Annotated in this window: 20 protein-coding genes and 1 other RNA gene; 8 read left to right on the forward strand and 13 right to left on the reverse strand. The window is 62.2% G+C overall.

The genetic code is table 11. From position 1 onward, the window contains the following. Nucleotides 1–27: 27 nt before the first annotated feature. The 5 genes from ACPJXG_RS05120 to groES form a co-directional block, all read right to left on the reverse strand. Nucleotides 28–1,602 (reverse strand): oligopeptide:H+ symporter, encoded by a 1,575-nt coding sequence (locus tag ACPJXG_RS05120; protein WP_099402906.1) that lies wholly within the window; start codon nucleotides 1,600–1,602, stop codon nucleotides 28–30. An 82-nt stretch (nucleotides 1,603–1,684) separates the two neighbouring features. Continuing rightward, complete coding sequence (locus ACPJXG_RS05125) at nucleotides 1,685–2,254, reverse strand: N-acetyltransferase family protein (RefSeq protein ID WP_425253616.1); 570 nt, start codon at nucleotides 2,252–2,254, stop codon at nucleotides 1,685–1,687. 60 nt (nucleotides 2,255–2,314) lie between these two features. Continuing rightward, the gene (locus ACPJXG_RS05130; protein ID WP_278316849.1) at nucleotides 2,315–2,791 is read right to left on the reverse strand and encodes a hypothetical protein; all 477 of its coding nucleotides are present in this window, start codon (nucleotides 2,789–2,791) and stop codon (nucleotides 2,315–2,317) included. A gap of 231 nt (nucleotides 2,792–3,022) precedes the next feature. Then, nucleotides 3,023–4,672: a chaperonin GroEL gene (gene groL, locus ACPJXG_RS05135; protein WP_034786546.1), complete on the reverse strand. Its 1,650-nt coding sequence runs from the start codon at nucleotides 4,670–4,672 to the stop codon at nucleotides 3,023–3,025. 50 nt (nucleotides 4,673–4,722) lie between these two features. Then, nucleotides 4,723–5,013 (reverse strand): co-chaperone GroES, encoded by a 291-nt coding sequence (gene groES, locus ACPJXG_RS05140; protein WP_010400979.1) that lies wholly within the window; start codon nucleotides 5,011–5,013, stop codon nucleotides 4,723–4,725. 534 nt (nucleotides 5,014–5,547) lie between these two features. Here groES and ACPJXG_RS05145 point away from each other — a divergent pair. The 5 genes from ACPJXG_RS05145 (at nucleotide 5,548) to ACPJXG_RS05165 (ending at nucleotide 7,801) form a co-directional block, all read left to right on the forward strand. Continuing rightward, entirely contained in the window at nucleotides 5,548–6,294 is a 747-nt protein-coding gene (locus ACPJXG_RS05145; protein ID WP_402719274.1) for a hypothetical protein, read from the forward strand. Between the two features lie 129 nt (nucleotides 6,295–6,423). Next, on the forward strand, nucleotides 6,424–6,714 hold the full coding sequence (locus ACPJXG_RS05150; RefSeq protein WP_306558416.1) for a DUF904 domain-containing protein: 291 nt from the start codon (nucleotides 6,424–6,426) through the stop codon (nucleotides 6,712–6,714). Further along, nucleotides 6,714–7,025: a cell division protein ZapA gene (locus ACPJXG_RS05155; RefSeq protein WP_034747344.1), complete on the forward strand. Its 312-nt coding sequence runs from the start codon at nucleotides 6,714–6,716 to the stop codon at nucleotides 7,023–7,025. The genes ACPJXG_RS05150 and ACPJXG_RS05155 overlap by 1 nt, the downstream gene beginning before the upstream one ends. Before the next feature lie 54 nt (nucleotides 7,026–7,079). Next, nucleotides 7,080–7,257: non-coding RNA, 6S RNA (gene ssrS / locus ACPJXG_RS05160), on the forward strand. Between the two features lie 79 nt (nucleotides 7,258–7,336). Then, nucleotides 7,337–7,801, forward strand: coding sequence for an EVE domain-containing protein (locus ACPJXG_RS05165; RefSeq protein WP_219327689.1), 465 nt, complete (start codon nucleotides 7,337–7,339; stop codon nucleotides 7,799–7,801). Here ACPJXG_RS05165 and ACPJXG_RS05170 read toward each other — a convergent pair. The 3 genes from ACPJXG_RS05170 to ACPJXG_RS05180 all read right to left on the reverse strand — a co-directional run bounded on the left by ACPJXG_RS05170 (nucleotide 7,798) and on the right by ACPJXG_RS05180 (nucleotide 11,270). Beyond that, the gene (locus tag ACPJXG_RS05170) at nucleotides 7,798–9,294 is read right to left on the reverse strand and encodes a GGDEF domain-containing protein (protein WP_425253617.1); all 1,497 of its coding nucleotides are present in this window, start codon (nucleotides 9,292–9,294) and stop codon (nucleotides 7,798–7,800) included. The two genes, ACPJXG_RS05165 and ACPJXG_RS05170, sit on opposite strands and share 4 nt — an antisense overlap. A gap of 154 nt (nucleotides 9,295–9,448) precedes the next feature. Further along, nucleotides 9,449–10,279: a prolipoprotein diacylglyceryl transferase gene (gene lgt / locus ACPJXG_RS05175; RefSeq protein WP_035821609.1), complete on the reverse strand. Its 831-nt coding sequence runs from the start codon at nucleotides 10,277–10,279 to the stop codon at nucleotides 9,449–9,451. 79 nt (nucleotides 10,280–10,358) lie between these two features. Beyond that, nucleotides 10,359–11,270, reverse strand: coding sequence for a LysR family transcriptional regulator (locus ACPJXG_RS05180; protein WP_425253618.1), 912 nt, complete (start codon nucleotides 11,268–11,270; stop codon nucleotides 10,359–10,361). Between the two features lie 174 nt (nucleotides 11,271–11,444). Between ACPJXG_RS05180 and ilvD the strand changes: the two genes are divergently transcribed. After that, the gene (ilvD, locus tag ACPJXG_RS05185) at nucleotides 11,445–13,310 is read left to right on the forward strand and encodes a dihydroxy-acid dehydratase (protein WP_425253619.1); all 1,866 of its coding nucleotides are present in this window, start codon (nucleotides 11,445–11,447) and stop codon (nucleotides 13,308–13,310) included. A 222-nt stretch (nucleotides 13,311–13,532) separates the two neighbouring features. Beyond that, nucleotides 13,533–13,844 carry a c-type cytochrome gene (locus ACPJXG_RS05190; RefSeq protein ID WP_034747381.1) on the forward strand — a complete coding sequence of 104 codons (312 nt, stop codon included), beginning with the start codon at nucleotides 13,533–13,535 and terminating at the stop codon, nucleotides 13,842–13,844. 21 nt (nucleotides 13,845–13,865) lie between these two features. Here the strand turns inward: ACPJXG_RS05190 and ACPJXG_RS05195 are convergent, their stop codons facing one another. After that, nucleotides 13,866–14,867, reverse strand: coding sequence for an NAD(P)H-binding protein (locus ACPJXG_RS05195; RefSeq protein ID WP_425253620.1), 1,002 nt, complete (start codon nucleotides 14,865–14,867; stop codon nucleotides 13,866–13,868). Nucleotides 14,868–14,955: 88 nt separating this feature from the next. Here ACPJXG_RS05195 and ACPJXG_RS05200 point away from each other — a divergent pair, with 88 nt between their 5' ends. Further along, a complete protein-coding gene (locus ACPJXG_RS05200; protein ID WP_425253621.1) occupies nucleotides 14,956–15,858 on the forward strand; it encodes a LysR family transcriptional regulator in 903 nt (300 codons plus the stop codon). Here ACPJXG_RS05200 and ACPJXG_RS05205 read toward each other — a convergent pair. The 4 genes from ACPJXG_RS05205 to ACPJXG_RS05220 form a co-directional block, all read right to left on the reverse strand. Further along, nucleotides 15,851–16,993, reverse strand: a complete 1,143-nt coding sequence (locus ACPJXG_RS05205) for a branched-chain amino acid ABC transporter substrate-binding protein (RefSeq protein ID WP_425253622.1) — start codon at nucleotides 16,991–16,993, stop codon at nucleotides 15,851–15,853. The two genes, ACPJXG_RS05200 and ACPJXG_RS05205, sit on opposite strands and share 8 nt — an antisense overlap. Nucleotides 16,994–17,254: 261 nt before the next feature. Beyond that, nucleotides 17,255–17,623: a hypothetical protein gene (locus tag ACPJXG_RS05210; protein WP_402719268.1), complete on the reverse strand. Its 369-nt coding sequence runs from the start codon at nucleotides 17,621–17,623 to the stop codon at nucleotides 17,255–17,257. Next, entirely contained in the window at nucleotides 17,620–18,045 is a 426-nt protein-coding gene (locus ACPJXG_RS05215) for a DNA polymerase III subunit chi (RefSeq protein WP_425253623.1), read from the reverse strand. The genes ACPJXG_RS05210 and ACPJXG_RS05215 overlap by 4 nt, the downstream gene beginning before the upstream one ends. Before the next feature lie 5 nt (nucleotides 18,046–18,050). Continuing rightward, the gene (locus ACPJXG_RS05220; protein ID WP_425253624.1) at nucleotides 18,051–20,120 is read right to left on the reverse strand and encodes a M3 family metallopeptidase; all 2,070 of its coding nucleotides are present in this window, start codon (nucleotides 20,118–20,120) and stop codon (nucleotides 18,051–18,053) included. Between the last annotated feature and the right edge of the window lie 38 nt (nucleotides 20,121–20,158).

Raw genomic sequence — 20,158 nt, forward strand, 5'->3', positions numbered from 1 at the left:
TCTTGATTGCGGCAAATCAAACCGGCATCATGCTTTCGTCGGCACCACCGCCTGGCGGTAGTTATCGACCATCTTGTAGCGCTTCGCATACAGGCCGAAAGCCAGCATGGCGACAGCGGCAAAGGCGGCGAAGAAGAACATCTGGAAGGCCGTCACGCTGATGCCGCTTTCGGCGATCTTGCCGATCACGCCTTCGTTCATGACGCTACGGTTGACGATCAGCACCCACAGGTTGCCCACCGTGGTCGACAGATTCCAGAAGCTCATGATGGCGCCCTTCATCGAGACGGGCGCCTGGCTGTAGGCAAACTCCAGTCCCGTCGCCGAGACCAGCACTTCGCCGAACGTCAGCAAGGCGTACGGCAGGATCTGCCACATGATGGAGACGGCGTTGCCGCTGTCGAGGGCCAGCTGCAGCAGGCCGATGACGATCCACGCCAGCGAGGAAAAGCCGATACCGGCCGTCATGCGGCGCAGGGCCGTCGCTTCCAGGCCGAAGCGGTTCAGCATCGGGTACAGCACCAGGTTGTTGAACGGGATCAGCAGCATCACCAGCATCGGGTTCAGCGCCTGCATCTGCGCCGGCAGGAACCAGCTTGGTTTTTCCATGGTGTTCGCCTGCACGATCCACGTCGAGGCCTTCTGGTCGAACAGCGAGAAGAACGGCGTGACGAGGGCGAAGATGACGAGGATGCGCAGCACGGCGCGCACGCCTTCGACGGCTTCGTCAGGGTGGATGCCGCGTGCGCGTTCCAGCTGCATGGCCGTGCCGATGCTGCCGAAGGCCAGCAGCAATACCAGCGCGGTACATGCGGAAATCACGAAGCCCCATTCGGGAATGCTGTAGAACGCATACAGGGCGCCGACGACGCCGACATAGGCCACATACAGGCCTGGGCGCGAACCGCCGTCGACGCGGGCCAGCAGGGCCGTGCGGGCCACGCGGGTGAACGAATCGGGGTTTGGCGGCGCCGGCGGCACGTGCACGTATTTCTTGGCGCCCATCCAGAAGACGATGGTGGCGGCCAGCATCATGATGCCGGGGATGCCGAAGGCGATCGACGGACCGTAGTCGCGCAGGAACATCGGCATCAGCAGCGACGCGAAGAAGGAGCCGAAGTTGATGATCCAGTAGAACAGGTCGAAGACCAGCTTGGCCTTGTGCTTGTTGGTCTGGTCGAACTGGTCGCCGACGAACGAAGCGACCAGCGGCTTGATGCCGCCGGAACCGAAGGCGATCAGGAACAGGCCGAAATAGAAGCCGTTGACGCTGTTTTCAAACAGGGCCAGACAGGCATGGCCGGCGCAATACACGAGGCTGAGCCAGAAGATGGTGTTGTACTTGCCAAAGAAGCGGTCGGCCAGCCAGCCGCCCAGCAGCGGGAAGAAATACACGCCGATGACGAAGGTGTGGAAGACGTGCTTGGCTTCGCCCGTGCGCTGGTCAATCGGGATCATCAGCAGCAAGGTGCTGATGAGGAATGGCGTCAGGATGTTGCGCATGCCATAAAAGCTGAAGCGTTCGCAGCCTTCGTTGGCGATGATGTACGGTATTTGCCGCGGCATTTTGCCCGTGGCGGTTTGTGTCTCGGCCGATGACATTGGCTCTCCCCCAAGTTTTTTTTGTAAGCCGCGATGCTAAGGCCTGCCGCGTTTGCTTGCAACAGAAAAAACGGCCTGTCCGCTATTTCGCAGGGATTTGTAAGGTATTGATTTTCATAAAGACATTACTTTCGGCACTTGCAATGGCACTTGCACGAACCGGGCGGGGCAGCAACAGCTGCATATGCAGCATGCCATCCGCTGCGGGGCAGTCCTCCAGGGTAAAACCGCAGCCCAGGTACAAGGTCAATGCCGCTTGGTTGTCCTGCGCCACGGCCAGGCGCACGCGGGCCAGTTCGGGCACGCTGCAGGCGTGTGCAATGGCCGCCTGTACCAGTTGCCGTCCCGCGCCGCACCCGCGCGCCTGCGGCGCCACGTACACGCACCACAGACTGGCCTTGTCATGCACGACGGCAATCGGTTCGCGGCGCAGGCCGGCCATGGCGATCAATTGTTCCTCATTGAAAGCGCCAAATATTATTTGGTGGGAAGTGGCGCGCAAGCGCTCGGCTATCTGTGCCAGCGGCAAGCCGCTTTCCGCCGCCTGCGTGGTGCAGAAGGCGGCGGGCAGTTCGGCGATGCCGGCCAGGCGCAGCGCGCGGTAGGCGCTGGCGTCGTCTGGCGTGAGGGGGCGGACAGTGATGGCGGGCATGTGGGCGAGTATCGGGCTTTGATGCCAGAAAGTAAAGCTTGCGCTACAACACCGGCGTAGTTACTGCGTGGCGACGCGTTGCATGGGCGCATTGTCCTTGCGCCATTGTTCCAGGCTGATCAGATCGCCGCTGACGATGTCGTCGACAAGGATGCGCTTGCCATCGGGCGTCACGACGAAACTTTCCCAGCGGTGCGCCGCATCGGGCGTGCTTTCGAAAAAGCTCAGCTGGTAGCTGGCGACGCCATCGACGAGGCGCGTCTCGGGCGACGTTTCCATCACGGCGCCGTGCGCGCGGCCGCCCGAAGCTTTTTCGATATGCGCCGACCAGGCTTTGATTTCCGGCAAAGCCAGCAAGGCATCGACGGCGCGCGCGTTCTGCTCTGGCGCCGCCGCGTTGCTGCTCGCGGCCGGGGCATTGCCCTCGTGCGGCGCGGACTGCTGGTGCATGTAAAAAGCGACTAGCCCGGCGGCCAGCAAGCCGGCCAGGATGCCGGCGATGATGGTGGTTCTGGAAGAGGAGGCGCGTGGCGGCATGATGGTGGGCGTGAGAAAGAGGGACGATGGCGGCCATGCTAAAGCAAAACGCACAGGCCGGCAATCGCCGGGCTTGCCAAATCAACAGGCCAACAGGCGAAAAAAAAGCTACCTTCCGTAGAAGATAGCTTTTCGGGGCTGCCGGGGAAGGACAGGCAGCTTTTGGTCTGCTGTGTCTCCCCGGCGTATGCATCCCTGCGCGCCGTCGCCTGCGCGCGGGGATGCCGGACATTACATCATGCCGTCCATGCCGCCCATGCCGCCCATACCACCCATGCCGCCGCCCATGCCGCCGCCTGCTTTGTCGTCAGCGATTTCGCAGACCATGCAGTCGGTTGTCAGCATCAGCGAAGCGATCGAAGCGGCGTTTTGCAGCGCCGAACGGGTCACTTTGGCTGGGTCCAGAACGCCCATTTCAACCATGTCGCCATACGTGCCGTTGGCAGCGTTGTAGCCGTAGTTGCCCGAACCAGCCAGTACGGCTGCCACGACGACCGAAGCTTCTTCGCCAGCGTTTTGCACGATCATGCGCAGTGGCTCTTCCATTGCGCGCAGAACGATCTTGATACCAGCATCTTGATCAGGATTGTCGCCCTTGACCGTGATGTTGGCGCGTGCGCGCAGCAGGGCTACGCCGCCGCCTGGCACGATGCCTTCTTCCACGGCAGCGCGGGTAGCGTGCAGTGCATCTTCAACGCGGGCTTTTTTCTCTTTCATTTCGACTTCGGTGGCTGCGCCAACCTTGATCACGGCAACGCCGCCAGCCAGTTTGGCCACGCGCTCTTGCAGTTTTTCACGGTCGTAGTCCGAGGTCGCTTCTTCGATCTGTACACGTACTTGTTTGACGCGTGCTTCGATCGAGGCAGCTTCGCCGGCGCCATCGATGACGATGGTGTTTTCTTTGCCCACTTCGATGCGTTTCGCTTGGCCCAGTTCGGCCAGGGTCACTTTTTCCAGGGTCAGGCCGACTTCTTCAGCGATCACTTGGCCGCCGGTCAGGACAGCGATGTCTTCCAGCATGGCTTTGCGGCGGTCGCCGAAGCCAGGGGCTTTCACTGCGCACGTTTTCAGGATGCCGCGGATGTTGTTCACAACCAGGGTGGCCAGCGCTTCGCCTTCGATGTCTTCTGCGATGATCAGCAGTGGACGGCCAGCTTTGGCGACTTGTTCCAGTACCGGCAGCAGGTCACGGATGTTCGAGATTTTCTTGTCGCACAGCAGGACGAATGGGCTGTCCAGTACGGCAACTTGTTTCTCTGGGTTGTTGATGAAGTATGGCGACAGGTAGCCGCGGTCGAACTGCATGCCTTCAACGATGTCCAGCTCGTCGTTCAGCGACTTGCCGTCTTCCACGGTGATCACGCCTTCTTTGCCGACTTTTTCCATCGCTTCAGCGATACGCTCGCCGATCGAGTAGTCCGAGTTCGCCGAGATCGCGCCAACCTGGGCGATTTCTTTGGTCGTGGTGCAAGGACGGGCGATTTTCGCCAGTTCTTCGACGGTCGCTGCAACAGCTTTGTCGATACCGCGCTTCAGGTCCATCGGGTTCATGCCGGCGGCAACGAACTTCATGCCTTCGCGCACGATGGCTTGTGCCAGCACGGTTGCGGTGGTGGTGCCGTCGCCGGCGTTGTCGCTGGTGCGGGAAGCAACTTCCTTGACCATTTGCGCGCCCATGTTCATGAGCTTGTCTTTGAGTTCAACTTCTTTCGCTACCGACACACCATCCTTGGTGACGGTAGGGGCGCCGAACGAGCGCTCCAGAACCACGTTGCGGCCTTTCGGGCCCAAGGTGACTTTGACTGCGTTGGCGAGGATATTGACGCCTTCGACCATCTTGGCGCGCGCTGCGTCGCCGAATACTACTTCTTTAGCTGCCATGTTCAATTCTCCTGAGTTTCGGGATGTATCTGTCTACAACGTGGAAACAATTACTTGACGACGATCGCCATGATGTCTTCTTCGCGCATGACCAGCAGCTCATCGCCGTCAACTTTGACGGTTTGGCCGGCGTACTTGCCGAACAGGACGCGGTCGCCCACTTTGACATCCAGAGGACGGACTTTGCCGTCGTCGAGAATCTTGCCATTGCCTACGGCAAGGACTTCGCCTTGATCCGGTTTTTCAGCAGCTGCATCAGGAATGATGAGGCCGGACGCAGTTTTGGTTTCCTGGTCGAGGCGTTTGACGATGACGCGATCGTTCAATGGGCGCAGATTCATACAAAACTCCTTAAAGTTCAATGGATAGGTGTTGCTAAATGAATACATGCCTGGCGCAGCGCCAGGCCTGCTTTCAGTGACCGCCGTTGAAAGCAGCCCGCAACGGTCAAGCAAACCCCATGTCATCCTGTCCTTGCCTGTATCCGGCAGTGGTGCATCGCGGCGTCGCCCGCCGCGTAGCGTTCCCTGCAGTGGCCTGGCAAGCACCATCAGTCCTGAGGATTACTACGAAAGAGTTTGTTAGCACTCTCTACTAACGAGTGCTAATTATAGGGACGGTAGGGGGCTTATTCAAGGGCTTATTCTCCGGGAAGATATACATAGACGTTCTGCGCAGCCTGCATTTACGCAGGGTTTGCGCTGGCGCAAGCCAACTTCCCGGGCGTCAGCAACAGGCGCGACTCTAGCATGCCGTCCGGAGAGGGGCCGTTCCTGTACGCACAGGAAACAGAGTTTCACTATGGAATTTGATAAGATGATTGTAATTGCATATCAATATCGCCACATATGACTACTTGCACGAGAAAGAACGCCATGCCATTTCCGCCTTCCCGCCCCGCGCTGCGCCTGCTGGGCGCTACCCTCATCGGCCTCGCCTGCCTGGGCAATGCCGCCGCGCAAACGCCCACCATCGCCGACGAGATCACCGTGGCGACCCTGACGCCGCAGGAAAAAGACAGGCTGCTGGGCGAGCTGTTCAACGATTTGAACAAGGACGACGACGACCAGGAAGCGCACGTGTGGGACAACGGCGGCGACCGCGGCGCGATGGTCAAAGTCACGTATAACTTCAGCAACTCCGGCATGACGGAGCACAGTTTGAAGGCGCATGTGTGCCGCGACTTGAAATTCGTCGTTACGGCGGGCGGCAAGTCGCAGGACCTGAGCCGCCGCACCTGTTCGCAGAACAGCGGGAAATGGGATGTGCAGGGCAAGGACCCGGCGCCCGTCGTGTATCCGCCTTTCCTGTCCGACGTCACCATCGCCAGGCTGAATGCACAAGAACAAGCATCGTTGCTGAAGGCCGCCGTGCGCACCTTGAAAGATGAAGAGGATGGCAAGACGCGCCAGTGGAGCAACAAGGGACTGGGCAATGTGGTGCCGCTGGCAGTGCGCCTGACGCCTTCGGGCACGGACGCCAAACCTGGCAGCTACAGCCGCACTTGCCGCGACTTGACGATGGTGCTTGACGGCAAGAGCGGCAAGCAGGAGTTGACGCGCCGCTCTTGCGAAAACCGCTATGGCGGCCTCGATATCGAACCCGATTACGTCGACGAGTAAAACGCTGCCATCGCGGCGCCGGCGGATGCGCGCACTTGGTGAAAAGCGCCGGAAAAAGCGTGTATTGTCCGCCAACTGCCCTGCATTGATGTAAATATGTGTGACAGCGGCGTGATTCGATTGACGCCCATGGAGCGTCCGCCCTATAGTGGCGGCATGATTTCCGAATTCAACGAATTATCCGACAAAATAGGCCTGCTGGCCGAAATGACCCATGCGCTGCGCCGTGAAAACGCGCAACTGCGCAAGGACAATGCCGCGCTGGCCGCCGACAACGCCCTGTATGTGCAACGCATGCGCGAGGCGCAGGAGCGGGTGGAAGCGTTGCTGGAAAAAATTCCCGAACTGGTGCAAGCTGGCCTGGAGCAAGCCGCTTCGGAAGCGGGCGCCTATATTGCCGAGAACGAGAAGGAAGCGTAATGCCGCGTGTCGATGTCAATATCATGGGCCAGTCCTACAGCATGGTGTGCCGCGACGGCGAAGAGCGCGCGCTGCGCGAAGCGGCGATCTATCTCGATAGCAAAATGAAAGCCATCCGCGACGCGGGCAAGGTCAAGGGCAACGACCGCATCGCCGTGCTGGCCGCCCTGGGCGTGGCCGCCGAATTCCTCTCCGTGAAGTCGCCGCAAGGTCCGCTGTCGGAATTGACGATCCTGGAAGTGAAGCAGAAAATCTCGGCCATGCACACGGTATTGGATAGCGCTCTGACGCCCCAGGAAAACCTTTTTTAAGCGTGCACGCGACGATTTGTCTTTGCGATGCGCGAGCAAAGGAGTAAACTTGGGTCTACCCTGCGGTGTTCGCGATTGCCATATATTCCTTGAACCATTTATGCGCATCGGTTGCGAATTTTGTTTGATGGGAGTGAGCGTCGCTCGTTCGACGAACCCGAAATTGAACTAACGTGACCACCTTGAACCGTTTGGTTCGGGATGCCGGCATAGCGGCACAGGCGGGGCCCAATTTGAAAGAAAACGAAAAACGGTTGCAGCATCGATGCGCAACCGTTTTTTTACGCCTGTCGCTTTGATACGGAGTCTGCATGAAACAATACTGGCTGATGAAATCCGAACCCGATGAAGTGAGCATCGACGACCTGATGGCCGCTCCGCAGCACACCATGCCGTGGTTTGGTGTGCGCAATTACCAGGCGCGCAACTTCATGCGCGATGGCATGCAGCCGGGCGATGGCGTGCTGTTCTATCACTCGAGCTGCCCGCAGCCGGGCGTGGCGGGCGTGGCCGAAGTGGCCAGCGGCGCCTATCCCGATCACAGCCAGTTTGAAGAGGGTGGCAAATACTTCGACCCGAAGGCCACACAGGAACAGCCGCGCTGGATCAGCGTCGACGTGCGCGGCGTGAAGAAGACGGCGCTGCTGCCCCTGTCCGAGATGCGCCAGATGCCGGAACTGGAAGACATGCTGCTGCTCAAGAAGGGCAGCCGGCTGTCGATCACGCCCGTGACGCCGGCGCAATGGAAAGTGATTACAAATAAGCTGAAGGGTTAGCCCTCGACCCGGTTGCGGCCATTCTGCTTGGCCCGGTACAGGGCCTGGTCGGCGGCGGCCAGCAATTGTTCCGGCGTCTGTCCTGCGTCATGCAAGGCCAGGCCGATGCTGGCCGTCACCAGGCCGCCGCGCGACGGCGCGTGGACGATGGCGGCCGCGGCGATCGCTTCCTGCATCTTGTGCGCCACCGCCAGCGCGCCGTCGCCATCGGTGGCGGGCAGGATGGCGGCAAACTCCTCGCCGCCGAAGCGCGCCGCCAGGTCGCTGGCGCGCGGCAGCGCCGAGCTCAGGGCGGCCGCGATCCGCACCAGGCAGGCGTCGCCATACGGGTGGCCGAAGGTATCGTTGAGGCTTTTGAAGAAATCGATATCGATGATCAGCAGCGCCAGCCCCTGATGGTTGCGCGCGGCGCGCTGCCACTCCAGCTGCAATGTTTGGTCGAAGCAGCGCCGGTTGGCGATGCCCGTCAAACCATCCGTCAGCGACAGCTTTTCCAGTTTGTCATGCGCCGCGCGCAAGGCCAGTTCGCTTTGCATGTAGCGGCTTTGCAGGGTGGCCGAGCGCAGCGCGTGGACCAGCAGCGCGACGAACAGTGACGCCGCCGCCAGGTAAAAATGCGCGCGCATGACGGCAAAGCCCAGGCCCAGCAAGGCGGCCGTAAAGAAGATGGGACTGAAATTGTCGATCAGCAGGGTCAGCTTTTGCGGGGTCTGCTGCGTCTGTGCGCTTTCCGCACCGGACCGCGCCGCCGTGACGCGCATGGACAGCAGCACCAGCATCAGGAAGGGCAAGCTCGGCAGCACCTCGCTCCAGGCTTCGGTTGCGCCATGCAAGGTCAGATAGTTATACGCGGCCGCGCAGCCCGCATAGCACCATAAGAACACCGCCAGCAGCAGGTAAAAGCGGCCTTGCCCGCCATCGCGGCGGTGCGCCAGCAGGCGCAGCGAGGCGGAACAGGCCAGGGCCAGGTTTTCCACGTTGTAGGTCAGCACCAGCAGGCTGGCGGGAATCGGCGCGATCGAGCGCTGGTCGAAGGGCGACACGGAAAAGATGGCCGTATAGGCCAGGTAGGCCGCCAGCAGCACCTGTACGGCATCGAGCCATTGCAGGGTGCGTGAAGGATGGTTGTGCGTCACGGACGACATGGCCAGCAGCAACGGCGCGCCGTACATGAAATAGGCGAAATCGGAAAAATACGTGGCGTCGGAAGCCACTTGTCCGCTCAGGTCCTGCCAGGCCGACAATATCATGCCGGTGCTCCAGAACAGCATGGCCACGGCGAACAGGGCCCAGCCTGTCCTGGCCGCGCCTGCCGCGCTGACATAGGCGCAGCGGCAACAGGCGGCCAGCGCCAGCAGGGGCGCGACAATGCTGAACGTATAGCTGACCCAGGGGGCACGCGTGCCGGCCCACGCCGTCAAGGCCAGCTGGGCCAGCACATAGCCGGCGCCCAGCGCAATCGAGTACGTCAGTTTTTGTCCGGCAGGCAGCATGGCAAGGCATCCCCGGTGGCGGCACGTTGAAACGATGATACCGATATGTCAACAGCAAGTCTATTCCACTAGGAAATTTTATTGTGTCGAGGGAAATGTTGCGGAAGGAGATAGTGGCGCACCTGCCTGGCGCGCCACCGGGGAAGCAGCGGTGTTACGTGTTTGCCGGGCGCGCCTTGGTGGGCGGCGTGCCCATTACCTGGCTTTTATACGCCCACACCAGCAGCGCGATGGCGCCGACGATCATCGGCAGGGACAGCATCTGGCCCGAGGTGATCGGCACGCCCAGCCAGACGACTTCCCAGTCCGGCGTGCGGAAGTATTCCGTGAAGAAGCGCGCGCAGCCGTACAGCAGGGTGAACATGGCGCCCACGGCCATGCGCGGGCGCTGCTTGCGCGCAAACAGCCACAGGATGATGAACACCAGGATGCCATCGACCAGCATCTGGTAGAGCGGCGACGGGTGTACGGGATACGGAATGCCCGGCCACTGCATGGCCCACGGCAGGGTGTCCGGCGCGATGCGGCCCGGCAGTTCGGCATTGATGAAGTTGCCCAGGCGGCCGGCCGCGTAGCCGAGCGGCACCAGCGGCGCGATGAAGTCGAGCACGTCGAACAGATTGCGGCCCGCCTTGCGGCTCCACAGATACATGGCCAGGATGACGCCGAGGAAGCCGCCATGGAAGGACATGCCGCCATGCCAGACCATGAAGATTTCGAGCGGATTGTGCATGAAGTATTCGGGACGGTAGAACAGCACTTCGCCCAGGCGCCCGCCGATCACCACGCCCAGCATGCCGTAGAACAGCATGTCATCGAGGTCTTCCTTCTTCCAGCCCAGTACGGCGATATGCGGCTGCTTGATGCGCACTCTGCCCAGGATAATGAACAGGGCGAAGGCCAGCACATACATCAGGCCGTACCAGTGCACGGCGAGCGGGCCGATCTGGATGGCTATCGGGTCGGGCATCGGGTGTATCAGCATGGGGTTTCTTTCTTTGTTTAAAGCCAAGGTTGCGTAGTATGGGGGCGCTGGCGGTTTTTTGCCTTAGCGGCCACTTAATTTAATCGGTGGTCGCGCTGAACTGCTTGCGCAGCAGCGCCAGGAAACCTTGCAGCACGGCGGACGGATTGTCGCGGCGCCAGGCCAGGCCCGTTTCCACCAGCGGCGTGGCGTCCTGCAGCGGCCTGTATTCTACGCCCGGGCGCATCAGATTCGATACCGATTGTGGCACAAGCGCGATGCCCATGCCAGCCGAGACGAGGCTGACGATGGTTTGCATCTGTATCGCTTCCTGGCCGATCTGCGGCGTGATGCCGGCCGCGCGGAACACGCCGAGGATGGCGTCGTGCAGGGCGGGAGAAATGGCGCGCGGGAAAATGATCAGGGGCAGGGGCGGCACGTCGCGCAGGCGCACGGGGCCCGGCGCATTGAATATGTCGAGGCCGGACGGCGCGGCCAGCACCAGCGGTTCGGCCAGCACGGGCAGGTAGTCGAGTTCCCCTTTCGCCTTTTCGGGCAGCGGCGGGATCAGCAGGCCCGCATCCGTGCGCCCGGCCAGCAATTCATCGAGCTGCAGGTCGGAGGTGGCTTCCTGCAGCGCGATCTGCACTTGCGGGTAAGCCGTCTGATAAGCGCGCAGCAGCGGCGGCAGCACGCTGTAGTCGGCCGAGGAAACGAAGGCCAGGCTCAGACGCCCCGCCTCGCCCTGCGCGGCCCGCCGCACCAGCGCGGGTAAATCCAGTGCCTGCGCCAGCAGGCGGCGCGCCTCGGGCAGCAGGGCCGTGCCGGCCGGCGTCAGTTGCACCTCGCGCCGCGTGCGCACGAACAGCGGGGCGCCCAGCAGTTCTTCCAGGGCCATGATGGTTTGCGACAGGGGCGGCTGCGTCATGTGCAGGCGCGCGGCGGCGTGGCCGAAGTGCAATTCCTCGGCGACGGTGACGAAGTAGCGCAGCTGGCGCAACTCAAGGTTCATATGCGTTTCCATGTGGAATAAGTCCTGTGATATATAAAACGACTCACAGACACGTGCATCATATATTTGACAGTGGCGCGCGCGCAAGGCAATCTGGCGTACCCCCACTGCATGCAGGGTTTTGTTGAAAATCCGGGCAGTCAGGCATTATTCATTTCTCGGAAGGTCCCCATCATGCCGCAATACCGCTCCCGCACCACCACCCACGGCCGCAACATGGCTGGCGCCCGCGCCCTGTGGCGCGCCACCGGCATGAAGGACGGCGACTTCGACAAGCCGATCATCGCCGTCGTCAACTCGTTCACCCAGTTCGTGCCCGGTCACGTGCATCTGAAGGACCTGGGACAGATGGTGGCGCGCGAAATCGAAGCGGCCGGCGGCGTGGCCAAGGAATTCAACACCATCGCCGTCGATGACGGCATCGCCATGGGCCACGGCGGCATGCTGTATTCGCTGCCGTCGCGCGACCTGATCGCCGACTCCGTCGAATACATGGTCAACGCCCATTGCGCCGACGCCATGGTCTGCATCTCGAACTGCGACAAGATCACGCCGGGCATGCTGATGGCCGCGATGCGCATCAACATCCCCGTCGTCTTCATCTCGGGCGGCCCGATGGAAGCGGGCAAGGTCGTCAAGGTGGTCAACGGCACGCAGAAGATCATCAAGCTCGATCTGGTCGACGCCATGATCAAGGCGGGCGACAGCAGCGTGTCCGACGCCGACGTGGCGGAAATCGAACGCTCGGCCTGTCCGACCTGCGGTTCCTGCTCCGGCATGTTTACGGCCAACTCGATGAATTGTCTGACCGAGGCGCTGGGCCTGGCCCTGCCCGGCAACGGCACCATCCTGGCCACGCACTCGGACCGCCAGCAGCTGTTCCTGCGCGCGGGCCGCCTGATCGTCGAACTGGCCAAGCGCCACTACGAGCAGGACGATTATTCCGTGCTGCCACGCTCGATCGCCACCAAGGCCGCGTTTGAAAACGCCATGGCGCTCGACGTCTCCATGGGCGGCTCGACCAACACCGTGCTGCACTTGCTGGCCGCCGCGCACGAGGCGGAAGTGGAATTCACGATGGCCGACATCGACCGCATCTCGCGCAAGGTGCCGTGCCTGTGCAAGGTCGCGCCGATGACGGACAAATACCATATCGAAGACGTGCACCGCGCGGGCGGCATCGTGGGGATTTTGGGCGAACTGGCGCGCGCCGGCCTGCTCAACACCACCCTGCCGACCATCCACGCGCCGACCCTGGCCGACGCCATCGCGCAAAACGACATCAAGTGCACGGACGATCCTGCCGTGCATGAACTGTTCCGCGCCGCCCCGGGCGGGGTGCCGACGCAGACGGCGTTCTCGCAGTCGGAGCGTTTCGCGGCAGTCGACACGGACCGCAGCACGGGCTGCATCCGCGACAAAGCCCACGCGTATTCGCAGGATGGCGGCCTGGCCGTCTTGTACGGCAACCTGGCCGAAAAGGGCTGCATCGTCAAGACGGCAGGCGTCGATGAAAGCATCTTGAAATTCTCGGGCAAGGCGCGCGTGTTCGAAAGCCAGGACGCGGCCGTCGCTGCCATCCTGGAAGACACTGTGCATGAAGGCGACGTCGTCATCATCCGCTACGAAGGCCCGAAAGGCGGTCCCGGCATGCAGGAAATGCTGTACCCGACGTCGTACATCAAGTCCAAGGGCCTGGGCAAGGCGTGCGCGCTGTTCACGGACGGGCGCTTCTCGGGCGGCTCCTCGGGCCTGGTGATCGGCCACGCCTCGCCGGAAGCGGCCGAAGGCGGCGCCATCGGCCTGGTGGAAGAGGGCGACTTCATCGACATCGACATCCCCGAGCGCACGATCAACCTGCGCGTGACGGATGCGCAGCTGGCCGCGCGCCGCGCCGCCATGGAAGCGAAGGGCGACGCTGCCTGGCTGCCCGTCAACCGCGAGCGCTATGTCTCGCAGGCGCTGCAGGCGTATGCGGCGCTGACGACGTCGGCCGACCGCGGCGCCGTGCGCGATCTGTCCCAACTGAAGAAGCGCTGATCTGTTGCGCAAGTAAGACAGCCGGCCCCGTTTGACTATGCGGGGCCGGCTGTCGTTACATCGCCTTACAAACAACATGGTCATGGGCGTGCAGTTGGGGCAGAATGTGAGTGCCTGATACAAGGACATTGCGTTACTACATTGAAACGCTTGATCTGGGCTCGTGGTGCATCTGCGGAAACACAGTAAAATGCCGCAGGAAGTAACTTTGGAGAAAAGACAATGAAACGTTTTATGTTGGTGAGTGTATTGACCGTATCGGCTCTGGCATCGCAAGCAGCGTTGGCCAATCCGGATCTGGCGAAAGCAAAGAACTGCATGGCTTGCCACGCGGTGAGCACGAAACTGGTGGGCCCTGCGTTCAAGGACGTGGCTGCCAAGTACGCTGGCCAGAAAGACGCTGAAAACAAGCTCGTGGCGAAAGTCATGAAGGGCGGTTCCGGCACCTGGGGCGCGATCCCGATGCCAGCCAATCCGCAAGTGAGCGATGCGGAAGCCCACACCCTGGTCAAATGGGTACTGGCACAGAAATAATCTGTGCCGCAGTACCTGCAATTAGCGCGCCGGCAATCCCGGCGCGTTTTTTTTGCCTGCTTCCTTCAGATTCCCCATGCCCTGCAATGTCGCCCGCACCGCCTCGTCGAGCGGCGTATGCGGCTCCTGGCCCAGCACGGCCAGCAGCCGCGCATTCTCCATGGATAGAGGCGTTTGCCACAGATAGCGCATCTCGCGCATTTCGCGCAGGGTCGCCACGAACGGCGACGCCAGCGCCACCAGCCACCATGGAAAGCGACGGATGGCGGGCGCAGCTCCCGTTGCCTGTTCCACCACGCGGGCAATCGCCCCCGTCATTTGCCTGCCGTCGTGGTCCCAGTGGCCGGCCATGTGAAAGCGGGCAAAGGCGGGCAAGGTGGCGCGCACGGCCAGCAATTGCACCATCGTGCGCGCCACGTCGGGCAGGTAGGACCACTGGTGGCCCACGCCGGGCGCACCCGGATACAGCACGCTGCGCACGCCCTGGCCAGGTTTCACGAGACCTTGCGAAAACCAGTTGTTGCCGGCACGGGGACCGAAGAAGTCACCCGCGCGCACGATGATGACCCTGGCGCCCTGCGTGCTGGCCCGTTCCAGCCGCGCTTCCAGTTCCACGCGGATGGCGCCCTTGCGCGTGAGCGGATGCTGCGGCGCGTCTTCCGCCAAGACTGGAAAGGCGTCGGGGCCGAAGTTGTACACGGTGCCCGGCAGCACGATGGTGGCGTTTTCGGTCATCGCCGCGGCAATCGTATTGTCGAGCATGGGCAGCACCAGCTGACCCCAGTGGCGGTAGCCGGGCGGGTTGACGGCATGCACGATGACGGCGCAGCCCTTGGCGGCCGCCAGCACGTCCGTGCGCGACAATGCGTCGCCGCGCAGCCACTCGATGTTATCGCCGCGTGGCGATGGCGTTTCTCCCCGCATCAGGGCGCGCACCTGCCAGCCCGCCGCCAATAGCTGGCGCACCATCTCGCCGCCGATGCCGCCTGTGGCGCCCAGTACCAATGCTGTTTTGTCCATCATGACCTCCGTGTGGTTGATGACGCCAGTATCTGCCGCGCAAGGCTAATTGAGAATTGACGAACATCGACCAGAGGCTATACATTTATGCATGACTACCTCGATTGCCTGGGAATACTACCGCTCGCTGCTGGCCGTGCTCAAGCACGGCTCGCTGTCCGGCGCGGCCCGCGCGCTGGCCATCACGCAGCCCACCGTCGGCCGGCACATCGCCGCTCTGGAACAGGCGCTGGGCGCGACCCTGTTTACGCGCTCCCAGCAGGGCTTGCTACCGACGGAAGTGGCGCTGGTGCTGCGGCCCCATGCGGAAACCATGGAACATACTGCCGCGCTGATGGCGCGCGCCGCCAGCAGCCAGGGGCAGGGCGTGGCCGGCGTCGTGCGCATCGCCGCCAGCGAGGTGGTGGGCGTGGAAGTGCTGCCGCCCATCCTGGCCCGCCTGCGCGAACGCCATCCGGGCCTGGTCCTTGAATTGGTGTTGAGCAACAAGGTGCAGGATTTGCTGCGCCGCGAAGCGGATATCGCCGTGCGCATGCTGCGGCCGCGCCAGGAGCAGCTGGTGGCGCGCAAGGTGGGCGAAATCGAACTGGGCTTGCATGCCCATGTGGATTACCTGGCGCAACACGGCACGCCGCTGGCACTGGCCGACCTGGCGCAGCATGCCGTCATCGGCTACGACGAAGCGAGCCCCTTCGTGCGCAACGCGGGCGCCGCCTTTGGGGGTTTTGCGCGGGAAAATTTTGCCTGGCGCAGCGACAGCGACCTGGCGCAACTGGCCCTGATACGGGCGGGCGCCGGCATCGGCGTGTGCCAGGCGGGGCTGGCGGCGCGCGATCCGGCCCTGCGGCGCGTGTTGCCGCAAGCGTTTGCTCTACCGATGGAAACCTGGATCACCATGCATGAAGACTTGCGCGGCAGCCTGCGCTGCCGCGCCACCTTCGACGCGCTGGCCGAAGGCTTGCAGGCTTACGTGGCGACGCAGCCGCTTACTTGACGACTTCCATCTTGGTTTTCTTGCCATCCCGGTACGTGAAGAGCGTCAGCGCGCCATCCTTGATGTCGCCGTTGGCATCGAACGAGATCGGACCCGTCACGCCCTGATAGTGCACCTTGGCCAGGAATGGCAGGTAGACGGACGGCTTCGACGACTTGGCGTCGGCCATGGCGGTGGCCATGGTCATCACGGCATCGTAGACGTAGGGCGCGTACAGCTGCACTTCCATATTGTATTTTTGCTTGTAGCGGGCGCGGAAATCGTCCATGCCTTTTTGCTGCGTGCCCGTCACGCCGCCCGCTTCCGCGCAGGTGACCATGTCTTCGCCCACGGCGTCGCCGGCCAGCTTGCCCAGCGGTTCCGTGCACAAGCCATCGCCACCCATGAACTTGGCCTTGATGCCCAGCGCCTTCATCTGGCGCAGCATGGGGCCACCCACGGAATCCATGCCGCCAAAGAAGATCAGGTCGGGATTTTTCGACTTGATGCTGGTCAGGATGGCATTGAAGTCCGTCGCGTTGGCATTCGTAAATTCCTTGCCGACGATTTGCACGCCAGGCGCCGCCTTCTTGGCGCCCTTGACGAACTGTTCCGCCACGCCCTGGCCGTAGGCCGTGCGGTCATCGATGACGGCGATTTTCTTCGCCTGCAGCTTGCCCACGGCATATGCGCCCAGGGTGCCGCCCAATTTATTGTCATTGGCCACCACGCGGAAGGCCGTGTTGAATTTCTGCTGGGTGTACGTCGGGTTGGTGGCGGCCGGCGAAATCTGCGGAATGCCGGCATTGAAGTAAATGCGCGAGGCGGGAATCGTCGTGCCCGAGTTCAGGTGGCCGACGACGCCGTTGACCTTGGCATCGACCAGCTTTTGCGCCACGGCCGTGCCCTGCTTGGGATCGGCTGCGTCGTCTTCAGGCACCAGCACGAATTTCACGGCTTTGCCGTCGATCTTGAAGCCTTTGGCGTTCAAGTCCTCGATGGCCATCTTGGCCGCGTTCTCGTTATCCTTGCCCAGGTGGGAGCTGGCGCCAGAGACCGGGGCGACGTGGCCGATCTTGATGATTTCCTGCGCGCCCGCATGGCCGGCAAAAGCGAGGGCGAGGGCGAGAGGAAGGACTTTGGTCTTGAGCAGCATAAACATTCTCCAATGGATAAAGATACGGCGGCGTCTCGTGAAAACCGCTTCGAGGGGCGGTACGTGTGAAGAAAGGTACAACAAAAAACAGGCGGCGCAAAGCCGCATTTCGGGCTTTTTACATTTTGTCGCAACAATCACCAAAGTGAGGCGCGATGCACCGATTTCGCAGGCGCGAGCGCACCAAAGAATGGCGTTGGGAGGGAGAATAGGGTAGGTCGGGTTAGCGCGCAGCGCGTAACCCGACATTGCGCAGCATGCTCAGGCTTGCGCGGGTGGGTGTAGGTGACCGAGTTCGTGACTGACCGCATGCGCCACGATCTGTTCCAGCGACTGCTGCAAGTCTTCGCGCAAGGCTCCCCGCATGCCGATCAGAGCGTTTTGCAGGGCCGTCTGCAGCACGTGGGCGATGCGCTCTTCCAGCAGGTGGTCGATCTTGCCCTGCACCTGGTGCAGGATGCGCTGCGTCAGCCGCTGTTCGATGGCGTCCCAGTCGGGCTGCGCCACCGTGGGTGGCAACGCCGGCGCTGTCTCGATAACAGGCTCTGCTGGCATGGAAGGAGATACCTCCGGCCCCAGCAGCACCTCCGTCAGCAGGGGGATGCCCTGGTCGAATGGCTGCTGGCTCATGCTTTACCCGCCACGAAGTGGGTCGGCTGTACGTTTTGCTGGCGGTAGTGCAGGAAGCGCTGGCGGCCCGCCTGCGCATCTTGCTCCTCCATGGAAACGATCTCGAAGACGCGCTGGAACTGCGCGTAATTGGCCGGCGGCAACTGCGACAGGTTGACGAGGATGTCGTGGTGCGGCAGCTCGGCCGCTTCGTCATCGGTCAGGATGATCGGCGTTTGCGCCGCCAGCGGGTCGCCGGCCAGCACGTGCGGCAGGAAATCCGTGGCGGAGATGGTCCACATGGCGCTGTTCAAGGCATCGAGCTGGGCGCTGTCGGCCACCAGCACGACGACCTTGTTGCCAGCCATATAGGCCTTGCGCGCCAGGCGGCAGGCGTAGGCCAGCTTGTCCGGCACGTTGCTGTGAAAATCGACGCGGCTCATGGCGATCAGGCGGCCATGCCGCTGTGGCGCAGCAGGGCGTCGATGCTCGGTTCTCGGCCGCGGAAGGCCGTGAACGATTCCAGCGCAGGGCGCGAGCCGCCGACGGACAGGATTTCCTGCAGGTAACGCTTGCCTGCTTGCGCGGTGGCGGCCGGCCCCAGCGCCTTGGCTTCCTCGAAAGCTGCATAGGCGTCGGCGGACAGCACCTCGGCCCACTTGTAGCTATAGTAGCCGGCCGCGTAGCCGCCGGCGAAGATGTGCCCGAAGGCATTCTGGAAGCGGTTGAACGGGGGCGGGATGAGCAGCGAAAACTGGGCGCGCACGCCGTCGATCAGCTGCTGCACGCTTTGGCCCGTGCTGGCGTCGTAGTCATAGTGCAAATGCATGTCCAACAAGGAAAATTCCACCTGGCGCAGGGTTTGCAGGCCGGACTGGAAATTCTTGGCCGCCAGCATCTTGTCGTACAGCGCGCGCGGCAGCGGTTCGCCCGTGACGGCATGCGCCGTCATGTGTTCGAGCACTTCCCATTCCCAGCAGAAGTTTTCCATGAATTGCGATGGCAGTTCCACGGCATCCCATTCGACGCCGGAAATGCCCGACACGCCCAGCTCGTCGACGACGGTGAGCATATGGTGCAGGCCGTGGCCGAATTCGTGGAATAGGGTGATGACTTCATCATGCGTGAACAGGGCAGGCTGGGCTTGGCCAGCTACCACGGCCGGTTCCGTGAAATTGCAGGTCAGGTAGGCGATCGGCGTTTGCACGTGCTGTGCGTCGGCACGGCGGCCGCGCGCGTCGTCCATCCAGGCGCCGCCGCTCTTGCCGGCGCGCGCATACAGATCCAGGTAGAACTGGCCCACCAGCTTGCCGTCGCGTTCGATGCGGTAAAAACGCACGTCCTTGTGCCAGACGGGCGCCGTATCGGGCTTGATCTCGACGTTGAACAGGTTCTGGATCTGGCGGAACAGGCCGTCGATCACCTTGTGTTCAGGGAAATATTGTTTGACTTCCTGGGCTGAGAACGCATAGCGGCGTTCCTGCAGCTTTTCGGAAGCATAGGGCACGTCCCACGCCTGCAGCTCGGCGATGCCCAGTTCTTCCTTGGCGAATTGTTTCAGTTCTGCCAGATCTTTCTCGGCGAACGGACGCGCGCGTTGGGCCAGGTCTTCCAGGAAAGCGATGACTTGCGCGGGCGAGGTGGCCATTTTGGAGACGAGTGACACTTCGGCGAAATTGCCGTAACCGAGCAGTTGTGCCTTTTCGTTGCGCAGCCGCAACAAGGTGACGATGTTGTGCGTGTTGTCCCAGTCTTCTTTCTTGCTGAAGACCTCGCCCTGGTCCGACGCCTTGGTGGCGTTGGCGCGGTAGATGGTTTCGCGCAGCGCGCGATTGTCGGCAAATTGCAGGATCGGGTAGTAGGATGGGAAGTGCAGCGAGAATTCGTACCCTTGCTTGCCTGCCTTTTCGGCGGCGGCGCGCGCGGCGGCCTTCACGTCGTCAGGCAGGCCGGCCAGGTCAGCTTCGCTATCGACCAGCAATTTATAGTCATTGGTGGCGTCAAGCACGTTTTCGGAAAAACGCGTCGAGACGGCCGCGTGTTCTTCCTGGATGGCGCCAAAGCGCTCTTTCTTGTCCTCGGGCAACTCGGCGCCACCGAGGCGGAAGTCGCGCACGGCATTGTCGACGATGCGACGGCGCGCCGGCGACAGGCTGGCGAAATCGGCGCGGGCCTGCAATTGCTTGTATTTGCCGAACAGGATTTCGTTCTGGCCCAGCTCGGTCCAGAATTCCGTCACCTTGGGCTGGTTCGCATTGTAGGCGGCGCGCAGCTCGGGCGTATCGACCACGCTGTTCAAATGGTTGACGATGCTCCAGGCGCGGCCCAGGGTTTCGGCGATCTGGTCCTGGGGCGCGACGAAGTTGTCCCAGCTCACTTCTTCCATGGGCGCTTCCAGCTGCGCCACCGTGGCGCGCGCCTGGGCCAAGAGGGTATCGATGGCAGGAGTGACATGCTCGTGCGTGATCGCGTCGAAGCGTGGCAGGCCGGAAAAATCAAGCAGGGGATTGGTAGTCATCGTCGGTTCGTCCATTCTGTCTTCATATATGGAGCGCC

This window comes from Janthinobacterium sp. NFX145, from assembly GCF_049810325.1.
Lineage (GTDB): Bacteria > Pseudomonadota > Gammaproteobacteria > Burkholderiales > Burkholderiaceae_D > Janthinobacterium > Janthinobacterium rivuli.